Here is a 16,468-nt window from a genome sequence, read left to right as displayed (position 1 = left end):
AGGTGGGTTTATTCAAGGGCTTCAAGTTCCTTCTTTATTTCCTCGATATCATCGGATTTGATCTCTATCTTCTTCTCTGTTGGTTCAAGGTGTCCTATGTTGCACCTCCTGTTCTTAACATTGACACCAACAACCTCAACGAAGTTTTTGTCGATGATATCAAGTATCACGCATTTTTCACCGGCTTCTCTACCTGCGGTTTTCACACATACTCTTCCAACTTCTATTGCTGCCATTAAATCACCTCGGTAACTTTTAGTATGATTTCAGCCACGCCTTCAGCGTCAAAATGGCTGGTGTTTATCACAATGTCATATACCTCAAGGTCATCCACATCTATACCGTGAATCTCCCTGTACCTCTGGGCTTCACTGGCCTCACGTATCCGGATCTCATCCCTGACCGTCTCCAGGTCCTTGGATTCCCGGACACTTATTCGCTGAGCCCTCACATCAAAGGGTGCCATCAGCAGGACCTTCAGATCCGCCCTTGCAAAGTGTGCAGAGAGCCTTCCCTCAAGTATGAGGTCCTCATGTTCATCTGCAAGCCTGGCCTGTCTCCTGTCGATCTCCATGTCTATCTCTGGATTCTCCTCTGCAAGTTTGCTGAACTCCAGTATGTCAAGTTTCCTCTCAGCAGCCATCTGCCTGAACACATCACCTGCAGATACACAGGGTATCCCTGTCCTCTCAGACAGAATCCTGGCAACAGTTGTTGTGCCAGTACCGGCCAGACCACCGATGGTTATGATCATTATGACCTTGCCTCTTTCTTAAAGACTTTGCGTGCGCAGCTTGAACAGTAGTAACCACCGTATGGTCTGTTGGGTCTCTTCTTGGACTTTGAGAGTTTTCTTATCTCATAGGGTCTTCCTCTTGGAACACCATGGAGTGGCTTTCCGCAGCCAGCACATACATGCTTTGATGGTTTCTTTCTGCGGTAATGTATAACCGTCCTTCCTCCAGGAGTTCTCTTGAAGATTCTCTTATATGATCTGGATCTGTATCTTAACTCTGGCATTTCAATCTCTCCATAACGTTACATTCCACCTTTAAGTCCCATGAACTTTCTGAATATCTGGGACATGGCAAAGGAGCATAAGATGTACCAGCCAAGCCATCCTATGGCATAGGATGGGGCGTTTGGGGGCATGCCATAGAACATGTGCCACAGCGGGACAAGGAGTACATAGTATGCAACCTGGGGCAGTATCACCAGTGTCTTGACTATGTGTGGTTCCTGTCCCATCCAGTAGAAGACAAGGATTATTGGCACGAAAGTGACTATCATTGGCTTGAATGACATGGTCATCATTTCGCGCTGTTTGTCCATGAACTCCATCTGTTTTTTCTGGATCTCCTCCAGCGCCTGCATGTCATTCTTCTTTCTTGCCTCCATCATCTCCTGCTGGAATTCCTGCATTTCAGCTTTAAGTTCTTCGAGCCTTTCCTGGTCCACAAGCAACTTGTTTGCCAGTGTTATGATAAAGGCCACTATTGCTGATATCAGGAAGACCGTGAGGATGGGGTTCTGTGGATTCGGGTCCATTGCAATGAATGGGCCGAATACAGCGTTCAGCGCCCCGTATACGACTTCAAGCACCATTTTTGTTTCCTCTTTATCTTACTCCAGAATGTTCTTCATCTCACTGACTGCAGACTCAAGCTGGTTGTTGTGGTTTTTAACAATCTTAACCGTTGCGCCTGTGAGTGTGGCATAGGCCATTGCAGCTGCCCTGTTCATCTGCTGATGGAGGTCGATCTCCTGAAGGGATTCCATATCCCTGTTCCTGGAAGTATCACTAATTCTTCTTGTGAAGATCTCCTCTGGATCAGCCTCCACAAGCACAAACATGTCAGGTTCCAGTTCCTCAAGAACCCATACTGGAAGACCTGGCAGAAAACCAGCAGGCGTCTTTATGGTGCAGTGTGTGTCGACGATTATATTATTTTCCCGTGACCTTTCTCTTATACTTTTCGCAGCCGCCCTCTGTATCTCCTTCTGAACACCCGGTTCAAGGGTTCTCATCTGGTCCCTGTTTTCAACAAGGCCCCTTTCACGGGCTATTTCAAGCATCACATCCCCGTAATTCACATTGAGGTAGTCAAGATCCCTGAGGGTGTTCTCAAGGACCGTCGTGCTTCCTGAACCGGGTATACCTGCAACTACAACAACCTTCATTGTACCACTCCCATGGATTAAAAGATTATCCTAATCACCCAGGAAGCTTCTGAGTATGGGGTGCATATCCATCAGCTGCTCCTGGGCAATCTCCTCATAGAGCCTGTAAACTATACCCACCGTTAGAAGGACACCGGTACCTCCTCCAAGAGAACCCGTCAGGTCAGCCACGAATGCGAGGAGCCCGACAAATGCCCCTCCCAGGATCGTTATCGTGGGTATGTAGCGTTTCAGTATCTTCTCGAACTGCCCCCTGCTGCTCCTGAAACCAGGAATCTGCATACCCATCTGGTAAAGCTGTTTTGCAACATGCTTTGGACCTATGTTACTTATCTCAACCCAGAGCCAGGCAAAGAGGATACAGAGCCCTATGAATACAACCGCATAGAACAGTACCTTGAATGGGTCCAGTATGATGGCGTCGATTGAGCGTGGAGCCGTGAGAAGATATGCGAGCCCATCAACCGCCTGCCCATTGCTTACAGTACCAAGTATGGGGTAGCCAAGTTTCTGGAATACGTTCGCCATTAACTGAACATTCAGGAGGAGTGCGCTTGTCAGTATAACCGGCATGTTACTGGCGTATATGAAACGCAGGGGATACTTTCCGACAGCGCCCCTTGAGAGCCTCTTACCCCCTCCCATGGATATGGGTATCTCCACCCTCATACTCTCGGCATAGACAACGACGAGGAAAACTCCAATGAGGGCCAGTACAGGCAGGACGTAGTACTGGAAATCAGGACTCTGCCCTGTGAAGAGGAGGTAGAGGAAACCTGTTATTCTACCGGCGGGTACCCCTGGCTGCGTGGGTGCAGAGAGGGGGTTGAAGGCACCCACAATTATCTCCTGGGATACGCCTGCTGCAATGAAAAGTCCAACACCGCTACCAAAGCCCCATTTGGATACAACCTCATCGAGGAATATTATGAGTATTCCTCCAATTGTGAGCTGCAGTATGAGTATCCAGACAAACTGGGGGGCTGATGGTGCCAGTGACCCTGTCAGTACAAATAGTACAAATATCAGTGCCTCAAAGAAGGTGAATACGATGGCAAGGAGTTTCTGCAGTCCCTGGAAAAAGGCCTTATCCTCATGCTTCGAGAGGTCCAGTTTCAGTATCTTACCTCCAACCAGAAGCTGGAGTATGATTGATGCTGACACAATGGGTCCTATACCCAGTGTGAGTATTGAACCGAAGTTTCCTGCAAGAACAGCCCTCAGCTGGGCGAACTGGTCCACAGCCCTAGGGCTTAAACCGTAGAGTGGTATCTGGGCCAGGAAGAAATAGAGGACAAGGATTATGCCTGTCCATTTGAGTTTCTCCCTGAATGGTACTCTGTAGCCAGGTGATTTAACCTGTGGCAGGACTGAGAATATGGGCTCAAATTTTTCCTTCAACTGCTCCACTCCTTGTCAATGCTGGTTTACTCTATCAGTTCAGCCTTTCCTCCGGCCTCTGTGATCTTCTCAACTGCACTCTCAGAGAACTCGAGGGCCTTAATGTGGACGGGTCGTGTGATCCTTCCGCTTCCAAGGACCTTTTCGAAACCAAGGTCCCTTACATCCAGCACCACCATTCCGTCCTCTTCGGATGCGATTCCCTTCTCAAGGAGTTCAGGAATCCTTTCGTCGATGTATGCAAGGTTAACTGTTTCCAGTCTCTTTATGAGTTTCTGGGGCCTTTTGAAACCGTACTTTCCGAAGTGTTTTGGGTCGTACTTGACGATCCATGTCCAGTGGTGTTTGTGTCCACCGGCCTGTCCTCTACCGCCACGGTGACCTGCTCCCCTTCTCTTCTTGGAGCATCCTCCACCGACGGTGCGTGAGCCCCTCATCCTTGTGATCTTTCGTCTTTTTCTGATCATGAGTAATTCCCTCCGCTAGATCATCCTCTTCAAGAGGTCATTTATCTTCTCACCACGGTATCCGAGGCTTCCACCCTCATTGAAGGCCTTTTTTATGGCCTCATATCCCTTTCTTGGAGGGTGTAACCTGAACACAGGTTTTATTCCTGCATCCTCAAGTTTAACCTCACCCCTGAATACAGCCCCTGCAAATTCTTCCACTGAATCATACTCTGTGTTTTCCTTTATGTATTCATCGGTTAACCTTTCCCCTCCGATGATTCTTGCCCTCTTGGTTATCATGGCTGTCAGGGTTTCCTGGTCAATTTCACCCCATGTTATGTAGTCCTTGGCCTTCTGGAGCATGCCAAGGTAGCTGGGTGTGTCCTCAACCAGTACTGCGTGGTTTATTCTGTTGAGTCTTAACATCTCCATGGTGTCAGCTATGTCCCTTCGGACACCCGCTGATCCCCTTACCCTTACTACTGCGAACATATGGAATCACCTTCAGGTACTGCAAACACCCAGGTTTTTAAGGTCCTTTTCGCTTGCCTTTACCTTGCTCAGCTGTTTGAGGGCATCGAAGGTTGCCCTGGCAAAGTTGACTGTGGTCTGTGTCTGTCCACGTGTATGTGACCAGACATCATCTATACCTGCAAGCCTCATTATGGTCTTGCCAACGTCACCTATTGCAAGTCCAACACCACCAGGTGCTGGTATGAGGGTTACGCGGACACTTCCACTCTTACCTGAGACCTTGAATGGTACCGTGTGTTCCCTTCCACAGACACATCCCCAGTCACCGCAGCCTCTTCTGACCTTTATAAGGTTGAATTTTGCATCGTCAACTGCCTTCCTGATTGCAGGTCCAACCTCTCTGGCCTTGCCCTGTCCGAGTCCAACATATCCGTCCTTGTTGCCCACTGCAACTATGACCCTGAAGTTGACCTTCCTTCCTGATTTGTGCATCCTCTGGACAAGGTTAACGTCAATGACCTCCTCCTCGAGGTCAGGAAGCAGTGCATCGATTATCTCAAGTTCCATTATCGGGTGTCCCTCTTCAAAGATCTCATCGATACTTGTTATGACACCCTCCTTCACAAGGCGTCCAAGGTTGGTCCTTGGCTCCCATTCCTCCATGTTGAAGTTCATAATCATACCTCTTCATCTATCCTGTTTTTTATTTCTTCAAAGTGTTCAGGCAGGTCCTCAGGGGAAAGACCCCTCTCAAGGTACCTTGAAAACCTCTTTTTGCGTTCTTCCTCGTCAAGGGATTCTGCATACTCCTTTATGTGTTCGCCCCTTATCCTTGATTCGTCGGGAAGTACTGATTCCCCGTGTGGTACTTTGAGCCCTGCGTCAACAGCCCCTTTAAGTGCTGCGAATACCTTTGAACCCCTTATGGCAGGTCTGAGTCCTATATCAAGGACCGCTTCATCTATACCTGCCTTCAGAGCCCTTTTACCGCAGAGGTACCCTGTCAGGTATGCTGCCGCCGTATTGCTTGTACCTCCAAGCCATCCCATTTTCTGGAGCTGTTTTGAGTGGGCTGAGACCAGTGTTTCGTCACCATCCATTCCCACATTGATTATCTGTGCAATAACATGATATGTGGTTATTCTGACAACAAGCCTTGATTTGCCTGTTTCCACCATCTTATAGCGGGCCCGGTAATCAGTTTTACCTTCCCTTCGTCTTCTAAATGCCATCTTGTATCTTGGTCCATGTGCCAATCAGATCCCTCCTATCTGAGCATGTCGTGGTCCCGGGCATAGGTTTTCATGTAAGATTTGCTCTTGAAGGCTCCGCCCTTTGCCATCTTGTAGAGTTTACGATAGGTGCTCTTGTTTATTTCACGGTTGTCCCTCATCTCCCTGAGGTCCTTCCTCAGAGCCCTTATCGTTGTCATCCATTCCTCTTTCCTTGGCTTTCTGGCGCCCTTAGCACCTTTTATGCTTCCAGGTCCTCTTCTTCTTCCCTTCTTTTTCTGCTGGGCTATCTTTTTTGACCTGTAGCTGCTTATGCCCTTTTTTGGTTTAGCCTTTATTGCGCCGTCCTTTATTAGCTGCTTTACACCGTCCCTGGTTATTGCCCTTGAGACCTCGTCGATCCTCTCAGGGTCAATCCATATTCTGTTAACCCCTACTTTCAGTATGTCTGCAGCTAATCTTTTCTGAGTAGTAAGATTCATTCAAGAAACCTCCTTGTGTTCAGCAACTTGCTGATAGACCCGAAAAATCGGGCATCCCCTTAAAATGTTTTCCCTGGACTGGAAAATAAGACCCCTTCCAGCCCCATATTATGGATTCAGAACTTTTATGCCAAGTTCCCTTGCCTTTTCAAGCATGAGTGTCTTCTTCCTGGCACCCACACTTGATGCTATCCTTGCAGCCTGTTTTTCAGGATTCAGTTCCTCAAGTTCCCTCATGCTGGAAACAAGGATGTCCTCATATCCTGATGGGTGGAGACCCCTCTGGTCCCTTGGCTTCCTGTAGCCAATTGCAGGCATTGCAGGTTTGCCCTTTTCATATCTTCTCATTTTACTTGTTTTACCCCTGGGCCTCCTCCATTTCTCCCCCAGTTTTTTGTATCGGGCGTATTCCTGTCTTTTAAATTTTTTCCTCATTGAATCACCATCCCTAATCCTTGCTCACAAGGTATATGCCGTCCTGGAAAACCCTTGGGTCCCTTCCCTTAATCTTGGTGGCCTGTTCAAGGTTCGCCATTGTCTGTCCAACGTGTTCCTTGTTGATACCTGTTACTTCAACCTCGTCACCCTTTACCTGGACCTTTGTATCTCCAACGATCCTTGCGGTCCTTGGGTGGCGTTCCCCGAGGAAGTTCTCTATTAAAACCTTATCCCCTGCCACCTTCACACTCATTGGAAAGTGGGCGTACACTATCTTCATACGGTAGGTGAATCCCTCGGTGACACCCCTTATCATGTTGTTTATATGGGCTTTAACTGTCCCTATCATTGCCTTGTCCTTTTTCTTTGGGAATTTAACCTCAAGGACCACCTTCCCTTCTTCAACGGCCATTGATATCTCTGAGTGGTTAAATTTTCGGGAGAGTTCACCCTTCGGACCCTTAACCTTAACTTCACCATCGATGGTGACGTTAACATCCTCAGGGATGGGTATTTCTTCCCGGATAATAGCTGCTAGAACCATGTTATCACCTAGTAGACGTAAGCCAGCAGTCTACCGCCGATCCCCCTGTCCTTGGCCTCTTTATGGGTCATTATTCCCTCAGGGGTTGATACGATTATTATCCCGAAGTTCTTAGCTGGCAGATATCTTTTCTCAAATTTCTCGAATTCGTCCTTCTTAACAGCGTGTCTGGGTTTTATAACCCCACACTGGTTTATGTTTCCCTCGAGTTCAACGATGAATTTTCCGGCCCTGCCGTCGTCAACGTATTCGAATTCCCCGATGTAGCCTTCCTTCTGCATTGTTCTCAGCACACGCCCTATGAGCTTTGATGCAGGGGTTATCCTGCACTTGACATTACCCCTTATCTCATTGTTCCTTATGTTGGTCAGGGCGTTTGCGAGAGGATCCATAAGAGTCACAGTAAACACCTCTTTCAGTTGTACTTTTTAAACCCGATTTTAGGTGCGAGTTCCCTGAAGCACTGCCTGCAGAGCATTAATCCATATCTTCTGACCAGGGCAGAGTGATCCCCGCATCTTGAGCATTTTCTTGATGCCTTTCCATATTTCCTTGGCAAAACAATCACCTTCAGACTATTTTAACCTGGAATTCTTCCTTCATGAAGTCGATTGCCTCTTCACGGCTGACCCTGTGCTTTTCAGGAACCTTTTTGCGCTGTATCCTTCGTCTGCTTATCCTGTGACCTGGCTTCTCAAAGGTTACAGAAAGGTTCATACCGAATATCCCTATCTCAGGGTCGTACTTCATTCCAGGTATGTCGATGTGTTCCTCTATACCCATTGAAACATTACCGTATTCATCGAACTGGCTGGCCTTCAACCTGTTTCCTATTCCCTCAAGGAACATTCTGAGCACCTTTTCGGCCCTTTCACCGCGGAGGGTGACCTTGCATGCGATGGGCTGCTTCTTCCTTATACCAAACTCAGGGTTTGTGACCTTTGAGTGGGTCCTCACAGGCTTCTGGCCTGTCATCTCCTCAAGAAGCCTTTCAGCCCTTGCAAGCCTTTCACCCCCTTCGCCAACACCTATGTTAAGGGTGACCTTGAATATCCTTACTTCCTCCATGGGGTTCATCTATTTACCTCCTGGAAGTGAGATCACTGACTCGTCCTTTCCAATGACAAACACGTAATCCTTGAGTGTGAGGAATGTCTTCCCTGTTTCGGTCTCAATGACCGCTGTGTTTGGCATTGAGGACCTGGTTATGTTTATCTTCTTGATTCTTCCAATTTCACCTGTGTGGCGACCCCCTGTCACAAGACCAAGGCTGTCCTTCTCAAAGGGTATCCTCTCAAGGATTTCCTGTTCAGGCACTGATAACTTCACAACATCCCCCACACGGAACTCGTCCTCTGAGAGGTGGTTGCGACCGTCGTGGAGGTTTAGCTGGGTTTTCCCTCCCCTGATGGTTGTTTTGTTAACTATCTTGCAGAGCTTGAAGCCCGCGTTCTCCTCACCAATGGGGTGTAGGACCAGCCTTCCCCTTTCATCAGGAAGAACCCTGTAGACCTCCCCTGTGCTGGGTATGCTCACAACGTCCATGAACCCAACAGGGAATTTGTAGTTCTTCCTTGGCCTTCCATCCACCAGGACCTCGCCGCTGTTTATGATTTTCCTGGCTTCCCTTGCATTGTCTGCAACCCCAAGGATGTCCCTCACAATGATCATCAGCGGCAGTGATGCCTCAATTGCATGGGGACCTGGGGATGGCTTTACGGTCCACTTGTATTCCTTGGGATGAATGGGCCAGTGACTTGGTGATCTGAAACGTTTAAGGTGCTTTCTTGATGCCATTATCGCCATGTTTATCCCTTCCGTTCTAATATTTTCATTCTCTTCTCATCGTCAAGGTTGAGGTCAATTATTCTGATGTTTGAGGGGTGTATCGGGAAGTAAACCGAGGTCCCGTCCACCTTCTGTATTGTGGCACCCTCAACGTAGACCCTGTACCTCTTGAGGTCCACCTTCTCAACCTTACCCTCGTGTCCCTTGAAGTCACCGCGGAGAACCTCAACCTTATCTCCCTTTCTCACTGGCAGGGACCTTCTACCGTATTCCTCCCTGAGTTCCCTGCTCAGGGGTGCGCTCATCATTTTGCGACGAACGTGTAATGGTGCTTCATAAATGTATTTCCTCTGCTTTCTGGGTTGTTTTGACATTCTATCACCCTATACTATTATGCTGGCTGCACTTCCCACGCTGGGCCACCTGTCAGCTGCTTCCTTTGCAACAGGACCCCTTATCTCTGAACCCTTGAGGACTCCCTCGGGGCTCACTATAACTGCAGCGTTATCCTCGAATTTCACCCTCAATCCGTCAGGTCTTCTGTATTCCTTTTTCTGTCTCACAACAACAGCGTTGAGGACTTCCCTTCTCATGTCCACTGTTCCCTTTTTAACAGAGACCACCACCATGTCACCAACACCGGCTGCTGCGAGCCTCCTGCGAACACCCTTGTATCCTCTGACAGAGATTATCTCAACTTCCCTTGCGCCTGTGTTGTCAACACACTGGAGCCTGGCCCCTACAGGTAAAGCCCTTGTAACCTTGGATGCTATTGCCTTCATCTTACTCTTCCCCCTTCACCTCGACCACTACAAAGTTCTTAGTCTTGCTGAGGGGTCTGCATTCAGCAATTTTCACTGTGTCCCCTACCCTGACCTCTATGCAGTCAGGTTTATGAGCCTTTATCTTGGATTTTCTCTTTTCGTATCTCTCATATTTGCGTATAAATTTGTAGAAACTCCTTTCAACGGTTACTGTCCTTTCTGCCTTGTCACTGACGACAGTTCCTTCCAGTATCTGACCCCTCAATGGGAGGTCCCCGTGGAAAGGACAGTTAGGATCACTACATTTAGATTTAGGTTCTGGAACATCAATGCCGACCATTCTATCACCACTATGGTTTTCTAAATTTCTTCTTTATTCTCTCCTCAGGACGAGCTACCAGAGCTCCACCATCAATCTCAACCACTTCACCCTCTGGTGTTCTGAAATGGAAGACGGCTGTTCCCTTTGGAACCGTTATCTCCCTGCCATCCTCCAGTTCAATTTTAAGGGTGTTTCTGGTTTCATCCACGACTCTTCCCGATATTCCCTGAATGTCCCTGTGAACACTCCTGGCTATTCTCACAGAAAGGCCAATAAGTTCATGTCTGAAAATGTTACGGGGGGTTATCAATGTAAACCCCTACCTTATCTCTATCGTATCTGATGAAAAGCCCATATCCGCTAGAACTTCCTTGACCTTCTTCTTATGGTCCCCCTGAAGTTCTATCTGACCCTTCTTGGCAGTACCTCCACAGGCACATCTTGCCTTGAGTATCTTTGTGAGCTCCTTTATGTCTATATCGTGTTCATCGATGCCCTCTATGATGGTCATCACTTTACCGAATCTTCGCCTCACTGTGTATACCTTCAATGTCTGAACTTCGCGTGCTATTTCCTCACAGACGCAAAGTTCCTCCGGAAGACCGCAAACATCGCAGATTTTCATTTATTTCTCCTTCTATTTTTCATTCATGATGGTGAGAACACGGGCTATTGTTCTTCGAATTTCCCTCATCTTGCCGGGGTTTTCATGGATCCCGGCAGCAGCGCTCTTGGAAATGTATCTGGCGTATTCTGCCTTGAGTTCATCCAGCTTCTTCTGGAGTTCCTCCCTATCCATTTCCCTTATCTCTTCGCTCCTAAGTATCGCCATTTCAATCCCTTTCTATTATTCACTGATATGAATCTGTCCATATATATTACTTTTCAGATTCTTCACCATCTGTGTCCTCTTTCTCTGTCTCTTCCGCTGATTCAAGGTCTTCCTCGAGATCCTCGAGATCCTCAAGATCCTCAAGATCCTCAAGATCCTCAAGATCCTCAAGATCCTCAAGATCCTCAAGATCCTCAACGGCTTCAACCTGTTCTTCAGATTCCTCTGAGGGAGTTTCAGTTACTTTAGGAGCCTCTATTTCAACCTTGTCTGGAAGTACAACCTCAGGAGGCATTATACGGACGTATACGCCCAGGACACCTGGTTTGAGCTGTACTGTTGCGAATCCTTCCTTAACATGTTTGGTTGATGGTTCGCCACACTTCTTTATGTACCCATCTGTGAATTTGGCTGTGGCTGAACGTGCACCCCTTATCTTACCTGAGATGGTAACCTCAACACCCTGGGCACCTGCAGCCATGATCCTCCTCATTGTGGTGTATGCAACCCTTCTGAAGTGCATTCCCCTCTGAAGCATGGCAGCTATCTTGTGGGCCATTATGCGGGGGTTGAGTTCAGGCACATCAACCTCCTTGACCTCAACCTGGGGGTTTTCAAGGTTGAACTTGCTTTTGAGTTTCTGGGTTATGGCCCTGACTGTCTTACCGCCACGTCCAATTACCATACCTGGCCTTTCTGCGTAGACGACAACCATTGTACCCATGGGGGTGACCTGAACGTCCATGCCGCCGTAGCCTGCCCTTTCAAGTTCCTTTTCAAGGTATTCATCTATCCTTGTCCTTCTGAGCCCTTCAACGACAAAATCTTTCTCTATCAAAATCTATGCCTCCCCCAGAACTATCTGAACGTGTGTTGTTGGTGTGTTGAATGGTGTAGCCCTTCCAAAGGCCCTTGGAATCCAGCCCCTTATAACTGGCCCACGGTGGCTGGATATGTGGACTATTCTGAGTTTCTCGGTGTCGAGTCCCTTGTACTCGGCATTGGCCTCGGCATTTTCAAGGACCTTCAGTATCTGGCCTGCTGCCTTAACAGGGTACCGGCCACTGGCCCATCCGCTGAGGCCCCTCCTGTGGCCGACCTTCCGGTTGTATCTTCTGAATGCCACCGGCCTCTCCATCCTGATAACCTCTTCAAGGTATCTTTTGGCTTTCTCGAGTTCCATTCCCCGGATCTCCCTGCATATCTCCACAGCGTGCTTTGGTGAAATCTTGAGGTGAGTCGCTGAAGCCCTGGCTGTTCTTGACCTGTCTTCCTCTTTATAAGCGTATTTAACCTTAGCCATTTTCCAGTCTCCTTATTTAAGAGGCACGAACATTGAGGATCTTGTAGCTCCCATACCGGGATCTCCGTGCTCAACCTTCTTCCTTGTAGGTGCAAATTCACCGAAGTAGCAGCCGATCATTTCTGGCTGTATTGTGACCTCCACAAATTCGTTTCCGTTGTGGATGCCAAAGGTCATCCCCACCATCTCAGGCAGCACTACCATGTCCCTGCAGTGTGTCCTGATGACCGGTGGTCTTCCCTCAGTCTTTCCCTCTTTTTTTATCTTCCTTATCTTCTCAAGTACCTTCTTCTGCCTTGGTAGGAATCCCCTCTTGAGGGATCTTCTCTGCCTTGATGGGAACAACTTGATTACATCGTCAAGTGGCATCTCCTGCAGTTCTTCCAAGGTGTAGCCGCGATACTTAAATTCTTTACGTGCCAATAGGTCACCTCCTTCTTTTATCTCCTTTTCCCTGTTCTTCTGGCAGCTATTGAACCAACCTTCCTTCCTGGAGGAGCATGCCTTGAGACAGTTGTTGGCCTGCCCGGGTGCTGTCTGTTTCCACCACCGTGTGGGTGGTCAACTGCGTTCATTGCAACACCCCTGACTGTAACTGACTTCTTACCCTTGGCCCTGAGGGCATGGTACTTCTTACCTGCCTTGAGGAATGGTTTCTCCCTTCTTCCTCCTCCAGCAACGACACCGACGGTTGCACGGCACTGTGGGTTGAGTGCCTTGAGTTCACCTGATGGGAGTTCAATAACCGCCTTGTCAGCATCATGGGTGATTAGAGAAGCATAGGTACCGGAGGACCTCACCAGTTTCCCTCCGTCTCCGGGTCTGTTTTCAATGTTGTATATGGGTGTCCCCTCTGGAATCTCACTGAGTGGGAGTGAGTTTCCAGGTTTGACCTTTGCCTTTGCCCCGCACTCAACCTCCTCATCAAGCATTAGAGCCTCTGGTGCGAGGATGAGGTTTTTCTCACCGTTTTCAAATTTCACAAGGGCCACAGGGGCTGTCCTTCCAGGGTCGTGCATTATGTCAACGACCTTTCCCCTTAGACATCCTTCACTTTCAAGGGAGTCGTATGCACGGTATTTTATTTTGCCCCTGAAGCGGTGGGATGCACTTCTGTAAGTGGGAGTTCCCCTTCCTCTCCTCTGTGATATTAACCTTTTTCCCATCTGAACATCCTCCTCATCATTATTAGAATACTCCCAGTTTAACAGCTATATCCTCTGCGCTGTGTTCCTTTGCCAGTTTTATGTAGGCAATCTTCTGGCCCCTTGGGGTTACCTGTGTGTTAACCCTCTCAACCTTAACTGCAAAGAGTTCCTCGAACGCCCTTCTGACATCCTTTTTTGTGCTTTTTCTCATAACCACAAATGCCAGCTCGTTGTTCTGGTCTATAAGGTTCATGCTCTTTTCTGTGACATGTGGTTTCATGATAACAGCATATGGATCCATAATTACACCGTCACCTTAATTTTTACTGAAAGAGTCCCTCAAGTTTTTCTATTGCTGATCTTGTAAAGACGGTCAGTCTTCCAGGGTGGGTTCCTGGTGCGAGGAGTTCAGCGTTGAGGTTTTCGACTGTGACAACGTCCACACCAGGGTGGTTTCTTGCACCCAGTGCGATGCCTTTATCCTCGCCCACAACTATGAGTGGACCTCTGGGTGTCCTGTACTTCCTTCCCCTCATCTTTCCCTTTCCAGCTCTTATCTTTTTACCTTCCTTCGCCCTCACGATGTCGTCCATGATTCCAAGTTTCCTGAAGACTTCCCTTGTGTCTGCTGTCCTTTTGATTCTGGAGAGTTCATCGTCAACCACCAGGGGCACCTGGGGCACATTCTCTATCCGGTGACCCCTTGCCTCCACAAGGTCCCTCCTGGCTGTTGCTGCAACCGCGGACCTTATTGCAAGTCTCCTTTCCTTTCTGTTTATCCTCTCATGGTAGTTCTTCTGTGGCCTTGGTGGGTGGGCCCTTCTACCGCCAACTGCCTGGGGGACAAAGGCCGCCCTTGAACCATTTTTTATACGTGGGACCATTGCAACGCCGCGACCGGCACCATAGGACTTGGCAGAGGTCCTTTTACCAGCCATCGGGTCGGGACCCCATGGCTGTACCCTCGCGGTCTGTGCTGATAGAACGGCCCTTTTTATCACGTCGGGCCTGAACTCCTCATTGAAAATTTCAGGAAGTTCCATTTCATCTATGGCTTCACCTTCTAGGGAATAAACCTTGATCTTCATTTTGAACCACTCTTATACTCCTTGTTTTGATGCTGTGCTGATGTAGTTTATCTGGGGTGCCTCTTCCTGCTTACCTGCAGCCCTTATGGCCTTCCTGAGCACCACAAGCCTCTTTGTTGGGCCTGGAACTGACCCCTTAACCATTACATAATCGTTTCTGACAAGACCATACCTTACAAAGCCGCCGCTGGGGTTTACCTGGTCAGCCTCACTGGCGTCACCGATCTTGAGTATCTGCTTGTTGTACTCGGTCCTCCTGTGGTAACCCATCTGCCCGGCCTGTGGAACTGTCCACATGGTCCTTGATGGTGTCCATGGACCCAGTGACCCTATGTGTCTTCCCTTACTGCTCCTTGCAGCCTTACCGTACTGTATCCTTATACCCCATCTCTTAACAGGGCCCTGGAATCCCTTACCCTTGGTCACGGCTATGGCATCAACGAAGGTTCCCTCGGAGAATATCTCTGATGCCCTCACATCCTTACCGAGGATTTCCAGTGCGTATTCGAATTTCTCCTCAGGGGTCTTACCTCCAAGACCGCACTCAAAGACCTCAGGTTTCTTTTTGGGTACGCTTGCAAGTCTGGGGTTTGTGTGTACAATAACCCTGACATCTGCAACGTATTCCATATTTGACCTTATCCTTTCGATTGCAGCCTCCTGGTCATAGTCCTCTGCAGGCGGAGTGAGCTTCCTTCTGAGGTCCTCCTTTGTCTCGGTGGCCAGGACCTCTCCAAGGGTCTTAAGGCCCCTGCTTGTCCTTTCATAGGCCCTCACAGCCATCACTGTTAGGGGTGGGACCTCAAGTATTGTGACTGGAGTTGAAACCTCCATCCCCTCTGTAGGGGAATTTTTCCGGTTATCAACCATCATTACGTGGGTCATCCCTGCCTTGTAGCCTGCCAGGGCAAGCAGTCCCGGTTCATCCACCTGGGGCCATGATTTGACCCTGGGGGTTTCCCTTGCCGCCCTTTTTCTTGGACTGAATGCAACTGATCCTTTTCTTGGTTGATGATGTCTAGCCATTTAAGTTTACCTCCTTACATCATTCATATTCATTTTTCATCAATCTGAGTTAGCATATTGAATACTGAGAGAGTAGCTAAAACAGCCTCTTCAGTCCTTACAGTTTCTGTACACTGCCCTGGAATGGTGTTAACCCATATATCTGCATCGATCTCTGGTAATCCCTTGTAAGGACCGCCAAACAGGATGGCCACCCTAGGGGCGCCCTCCACCTTTGACTTTACTTCATCCAGAATAGAAGTAATGGGCGAAGCATACCTGGATGTTGCCACCACAACATCGGCATCCACTGTTTTCAGGCTCTTTGAGAGGCTCCGTTTGGTGTTCAGAACCTCATATCCCCAGTATTTATCCTCTGGTTCATCTGGCTCTATCAGTATTTCCTTACCCAGCCGGATAACCCTGAAACTCATTATCCTATTTACGGTGAGTCTTTCCCTGCACAGTGCAAGTTTATCTGCGCCAATATCCACAAGAGTTCCTTTCTTTACCCTTTTGACCGTCAATCCCTGTCTGTATTCTCCAGCTGAGGGTTTTCCAGTTGGGTGATGAGGAGTTCTCAGAGGTGGGAGTATACCCACATGTTTCAACTCCTTCATTATCGGGAAAACCTTCCTGCGAAGGTACTGTGGGGTATCCATATAGTTCAGGATATCCCTGATAAATCCTGCCTCTCCGTCTGCATCATCGTGATAGATCACTATGCGGTTAACCCCGAATATAGCTGCAGCCCTTCCAATAAGACCCACCTTGTAGGTCTTTATTTTGAGATCCCCTGTCTCTGCCGTCAGCGAATCCGGGATAAATATGGACAAATCTACTCTATTCATTTATTAATCTTTGTCCTAATCTTTTATAAATATTTCCACAATGCAGACTGGGCAAGTAAAACCACAGACCACATCGTATATCCCGTTATACAATGTGAGCGGATCCACCGCAGATTGCAATAGGTACTAAAAATTGTACAGTAACCATATTTAAAGTTTCCGCTGG

General features: G+C 48.3%; 31 protein-coding genes. All 31 read right to left on the bottom strand.

Annotated elements, in window-relative coordinates; all coding sequences use genetic code 11:
- Positions 1-8: 8 nt before the first annotated feature.
- Entirely contained in the window at positions 9-236 is a 228-nt protein-coding gene (locus MTCT_RS00155; protein ID WP_048174831.1) for a 50S ribosomal protein L14e, read from the bottom strand.
- On the bottom strand, positions 236-754 hold the full coding sequence (gene cmk, locus MTCT_RS00150; RefSeq protein ID WP_048174828.1) for a (d)CMP kinase: 519 nt from the start codon (positions 752-754) through the stop codon (positions 236-238). Before cmk ends, MTCT_RS00155 begins: the two co-directional genes overlap by 1 nt.
- The gene (locus tag MTCT_RS00145; RefSeq protein ID WP_013295338.1) at positions 754-1,020 is read right to left on the bottom strand and encodes a 50S ribosomal protein L34e; all 267 of its coding nucleotides are present in this window, start codon (positions 1,018-1,020) and stop codon (positions 754-756) included. Before MTCT_RS00145 ends, cmk begins: the two co-directional genes overlap by 1 nt.
- A gap of 18 nt (positions 1,021-1,038) precedes the next feature.
- Entirely contained in the window at positions 1,039-1,605 is a 567-nt protein-coding gene (locus MTCT_RS00140; RefSeq protein WP_048174825.1) for an EMC3/TMCO1 family protein, read from the bottom strand.
- 18 nt (positions 1,606-1,623) lie between these two features.
- A complete protein-coding gene (locus MTCT_RS00135) occupies positions 1,624-2,181 on the bottom strand; it encodes an adenylate kinase (protein WP_048174823.1) in 558 nt (185 codons plus the stop codon).
- A 30-nt stretch (positions 2,182-2,211) separates the two neighbouring features.
- On the bottom strand, positions 2,212-3,591 hold the full coding sequence (gene secY / locus MTCT_RS00130; RefSeq protein ID WP_084126072.1) for a preprotein translocase subunit SecY: 1,380 nt from the start codon (positions 3,589-3,591) through the stop codon (positions 2,212-2,214).
- 17 nt (positions 3,592-3,608) lie between these two features.
- Positions 3,609-4,049, bottom strand: a complete 441-nt coding sequence (locus tag MTCT_RS00125) for an uL15m family ribosomal protein (RefSeq protein ID WP_048174818.1) — start codon at positions 4,047-4,049, stop codon at positions 3,609-3,611.
- Positions 4,050-4,064: 15 nt separating this feature from the next.
- Entirely contained in the window at positions 4,065-4,523 is a 459-nt protein-coding gene (gene rpmD, locus MTCT_RS00120; protein ID WP_048174815.1) for a 50S ribosomal protein L30, read from the bottom strand.
- A gap of 12 nt (positions 4,524-4,535) precedes the next feature.
- On the bottom strand, positions 4,536-5,180 hold the full coding sequence (gene rpsE, locus MTCT_RS00115; RefSeq protein WP_013295332.1) for a 30S ribosomal protein S5: 645 nt from the start codon (positions 5,178-5,180) through the stop codon (positions 4,536-4,538).
- 2 nt (positions 5,181-5,182) lie between these two features.
- Positions 5,183-5,761: a 50S ribosomal protein L18 gene (locus MTCT_RS00110; RefSeq protein ID WP_048174813.1), complete on the bottom strand. Its 579-nt coding sequence runs from the start codon at positions 5,759-5,761 to the stop codon at positions 5,183-5,185.
- Positions 5,762-5,772: 11 nt separating this feature from the next.
- Positions 5,773-6,219, bottom strand: coding sequence for a 50S ribosomal protein L19e (locus MTCT_RS00105; protein ID WP_013295330.1), 447 nt, complete (start codon positions 6,217-6,219; stop codon positions 5,773-5,775).
- 108 nt (positions 6,220-6,327) lie between these two features.
- Positions 6,328-6,654: a 50S ribosomal protein L32e gene (locus tag MTCT_RS00100; RefSeq protein WP_048174811.1), complete on the bottom strand. Its 327-nt coding sequence runs from the start codon at positions 6,652-6,654 to the stop codon at positions 6,328-6,330.
- A gap of 13 nt (positions 6,655-6,667) precedes the next feature.
- Positions 6,668-7,201, bottom strand: coding sequence for a 50S ribosomal protein L6 (locus MTCT_RS00095; protein WP_048174807.1), 534 nt, complete (start codon positions 7,199-7,201; stop codon positions 6,668-6,670).
- An 8-nt stretch (positions 7,202-7,209) separates the two neighbouring features.
- Entirely contained in the window at positions 7,210-7,602 is a 393-nt protein-coding gene (locus MTCT_RS00090; protein ID WP_013295327.1) for a 30S ribosomal protein S8, read from the bottom strand.
- A 14-nt stretch (positions 7,603-7,616) separates the two neighbouring features.
- On the bottom strand, positions 7,617-7,769 hold the full coding sequence (locus MTCT_RS00085) for a 30S ribosomal protein S14 (protein WP_010875659.1): 153 nt from the start codon (positions 7,767-7,769) through the stop codon (positions 7,617-7,619).
- Between the two features lie 2 nt (positions 7,770-7,771).
- Positions 7,772-8,278 (bottom strand): 50S ribosomal protein L5, encoded by a 507-nt coding sequence (locus MTCT_RS00080; RefSeq protein WP_048174805.1) that lies wholly within the window; start codon positions 8,276-8,278, stop codon positions 7,772-7,774.
- The gene (locus MTCT_RS00075) at positions 8,279-9,007 is read right to left on the bottom strand and encodes a 30S ribosomal protein S4e (protein ID WP_048174804.1); all 729 of its coding nucleotides are present in this window, start codon (positions 9,005-9,007) and stop codon (positions 8,279-8,281) included. It lies immediately after the preceding gene.
- 2 nt (positions 9,008-9,009) lie between these two features.
- Positions 9,010-9,363, bottom strand: a complete 354-nt coding sequence (gene rplX / locus MTCT_RS00070; RefSeq protein ID WP_048174802.1) for a 50S ribosomal protein L24 — start codon at positions 9,361-9,363, stop codon at positions 9,010-9,012.
- A gap of 9 nt (positions 9,364-9,372) precedes the next feature.
- Positions 9,373-9,771, bottom strand: coding sequence for a 50S ribosomal protein L14 (locus tag MTCT_RS00065; RefSeq protein WP_013295322.1), 399 nt, complete (start codon positions 9,769-9,771; stop codon positions 9,373-9,375).
- A 1-nt stretch (position 9,772) separates the two neighbouring features.
- Positions 9,773-10,093, bottom strand: coding sequence for a 30S ribosomal protein S17 (locus MTCT_RS00060; RefSeq protein ID WP_048174800.1), 321 nt, complete (start codon positions 10,091-10,093; stop codon positions 9,773-9,775).
- 10 nt (positions 10,094-10,103) lie between these two features.
- Complete coding sequence (rnp1, locus tag MTCT_RS00055; protein ID WP_048174798.1) at positions 10,104-10,385, bottom strand: ribonuclease P protein component 1; 282 nt, start codon at positions 10,383-10,385, stop codon at positions 10,104-10,106.
- Positions 10,386-10,394: 9 nt separating this feature from the next.
- On the bottom strand, positions 10,395-10,700 hold the full coding sequence (gene yciH, locus MTCT_RS00050; protein WP_010875652.1) for a stress response translation initiation inhibitor YciH: 306 nt from the start codon (positions 10,698-10,700) through the stop codon (positions 10,395-10,397).
- 12 nt (positions 10,701-10,712) lie between these two features.
- Complete coding sequence (rpmC, locus tag MTCT_RS00045) at positions 10,713-10,907, bottom strand: 50S ribosomal protein L29 (protein WP_013295320.1); 195 nt, start codon at positions 10,905-10,907, stop codon at positions 10,713-10,715.
- Between the two features lie 46 nt (positions 10,908-10,953).
- On the bottom strand, positions 10,954-11,745 hold the full coding sequence (locus tag MTCT_RS00040) for a 30S ribosomal protein S3 (protein ID WP_048174793.1): 792 nt from the start codon (positions 11,743-11,745) through the stop codon (positions 10,954-10,956).
- A 3-nt stretch (positions 11,746-11,748) separates the two neighbouring features.
- Positions 11,749-12,210 carry a 50S ribosomal protein L22 gene (gene rplV / locus MTCT_RS00035; RefSeq protein ID WP_048174791.1) on the bottom strand — a complete coding sequence of 154 codons (462 nt, stop codon included), beginning with the start codon at positions 12,208-12,210 and terminating at the stop codon, positions 11,749-11,751.
- A 12-nt stretch (positions 12,211-12,222) separates the two neighbouring features.
- Positions 12,223-12,633, bottom strand: a complete 411-nt coding sequence (gene rpsS / locus MTCT_RS00030) for a 30S ribosomal protein S19 (protein WP_048174789.1) — start codon at positions 12,631-12,633, stop codon at positions 12,223-12,225.
- A gap of 17 nt (positions 12,634-12,650) precedes the next feature.
- Complete coding sequence (locus tag MTCT_RS00025; protein WP_048174788.1) at positions 12,651-13,376, bottom strand: 50S ribosomal protein L2; 726 nt, start codon at positions 13,374-13,376, stop codon at positions 12,651-12,653.
- Between the two features lie 22 nt (positions 13,377-13,398).
- Entirely contained in the window at positions 13,399-13,659 is a 261-nt protein-coding gene (locus MTCT_RS00020) for a 50S ribosomal protein L23 (protein ID WP_048060727.1), read from the bottom strand.
- A 22-nt stretch (positions 13,660-13,681) separates the two neighbouring features.
- A complete protein-coding gene (gene rpl4p / locus MTCT_RS00015; protein ID WP_048174786.1) occupies positions 13,682-14,446 on the bottom strand; it encodes a 50S ribosomal protein L4 in 765 nt (254 codons plus the stop codon).
- A gap of 12 nt (positions 14,447-14,458) precedes the next feature.
- Positions 14,459-15,472, bottom strand: a complete 1,014-nt coding sequence (gene rpl3p, locus MTCT_RS00010; RefSeq protein WP_048174784.1) for a 50S ribosomal protein L3 — start codon at positions 15,470-15,472, stop codon at positions 14,459-14,461.
- A 29-nt stretch (positions 15,473-15,501) separates the two neighbouring features.
- Positions 15,502-16,302 carry a putative RNA uridine N3 methyltransferase gene (locus tag MTCT_RS00005; RefSeq protein WP_048174781.1) on the bottom strand — a complete coding sequence of 267 codons (801 nt, stop codon included), beginning with the start codon at positions 16,300-16,302 and terminating at the stop codon, positions 15,502-15,504.
- Positions 16,303-16,468: the final 166 nt, after the last annotated feature.

This window comes from Methanothermobacter sp. CaT2 (assembly GCF_000828575.1).
Lineage (GTDB): Archaea > Methanobacteriota > Methanobacteria > Methanobacteriales > Methanothermobacteraceae > Methanothermobacter.
Note: the sequence above shows the minus strand (reverse complement) of the source record. Positions and strands in the feature narration are given on the sequence as shown.

Coding starts and splice junctions, on each gene's coding strand:
- MTCT_RS00155 (WP_048174831.1), bottom strand. CDS start 236: ATGGCAGCAATAGAAGTTGGAAGAGTATGTGTGAAAACCGCAGGTAGA.
- cmk (WP_048174828.1), bottom strand. CDS start 754: ATGATCATAACCATCGGTGGTCTGGCCGGTACTGGCACAACAACTGTT.
- MTCT_RS00145 (WP_013295338.1), bottom strand. CDS start 1,020: ATGCCAGAGTTAAGATACAGATCCAGATCATATAAGAGAATCTTCAAG.
- MTCT_RS00140 (WP_048174825.1), bottom strand. CDS start 1,605: ATGGTGCTTGAAGTCGTATACGGGGCGCTGAACGCTGTATTCGGCCCA.
- MTCT_RS00135 (WP_048174823.1), bottom strand. CDS start 2,181: ATGAAGGTTGTTGTAGTTGCAGGTATACCCGGTTCAGGAAGCACGACG.
- MTCT_RS00125 (WP_048174818.1), bottom strand. CDS start 4,049: ATGATCAGAAAAAGACGAAAGATCACAAGGATGAGGGGCTCACGCACC.
- rpmD (WP_048174815.1), bottom strand. CDS start 4,523: ATGTTCGCAGTAGTAAGGGTAAGGGGATCAGCGGGTGTCCGAAGGGAC.
- rpsE (WP_013295332.1), bottom strand. CDS start 5,180: ATGAACTTCAACATGGAGGAATGGGAGCCAAGGACCAACCTTGGACGC.
- MTCT_RS00105 (WP_013295330.1), bottom strand. CDS start 6,219: ATGAATCTTACTACTCAGAAAAGATTAGCTGCAGACATACTGAAAGTA.
- MTCT_RS00100 (WP_048174811.1), bottom strand. CDS start 6,654: ATGAGGAAAAAATTTAAAAGACAGGAATACGCCCGATACAAAAAACTG.
- MTCT_RS00095 (WP_048174807.1), bottom strand. CDS start 7,201: ATGGTTCTAGCAGCTATTATCCGGGAAGAAATACCCATCCCTGAGGAT.
- MTCT_RS00080 (WP_048174805.1), bottom strand. CDS start 8,278: ATGAACCCCATGGAGGAAGTAAGGATATTCAAGGTCACCCTTAACATA.
- MTCT_RS00075 (WP_048174804.1), bottom strand. CDS start 9,007: ATGGCGATAATGGCATCAAGAAAGCACCTTAAACGTTTCAGATCACCA.
- rplX (WP_048174802.1), bottom strand. CDS start 9,363: ATGTCAAAACAACCCAGAAAGCAGAGGAAATACATTTATGAAGCACCA.
- MTCT_RS00065 (WP_013295322.1), bottom strand. CDS start 9,771: ATGAAGGCAATAGCATCCAAGGTTACAAGGGCTTTACCTGTAGGGGCC.
- MTCT_RS00060 (WP_048174800.1), bottom strand. CDS start 10,093: ATGGTCGGCATTGATGTTCCAGAACCTAAATCTAAATGTAGTGATCCT.
- yciH (WP_010875652.1), bottom strand. CDS start 10,700: ATGAAAATCTGCGATGTTTGCGGTCTTCCGGAGGAACTTTGCGTCTGT.
- rpmC (WP_013295320.1), bottom strand. CDS start 10,907: ATGGCGATACTTAGGAGCGAAGAGATAAGGGAAATGGATAGGGAGGAA.
- rplV (WP_048174791.1), bottom strand. CDS start 12,210: ATGGCTAAGGTTAAATACGCTTATAAAGAGGAAGACAGGTCAAGAACA.
- MTCT_RS00025 (WP_048174788.1), bottom strand. CDS start 13,376: ATGGGAAAAAGGTTAATATCACAGAGGAGAGGAAGGGGAACTCCCACT.
- MTCT_RS00020 (WP_048060727.1), bottom strand. CDS start 13,659: ATGGATCCATATGCTGTTATCATGAAACCACATGTCACAGAAAAGAGC.
- rpl4p (WP_048174786.1), bottom strand. CDS start 14,446: ATGAAGATCAAGGTTTATTCCCTAGAAGGTGAAGCCATAGATGAAATG.
- rpl3p (WP_048174784.1), bottom strand. CDS start 15,472: ATGGCTAGACATCATCAACCAAGAAAAGGATCAGTTGCATTCAGTCCA.
- MTCT_RS00005 (WP_048174781.1), bottom strand. CDS start 16,302: ATGAATAGAGTAGATTTGTCCATATTTATCCCGGATTCGCTGACGGCA.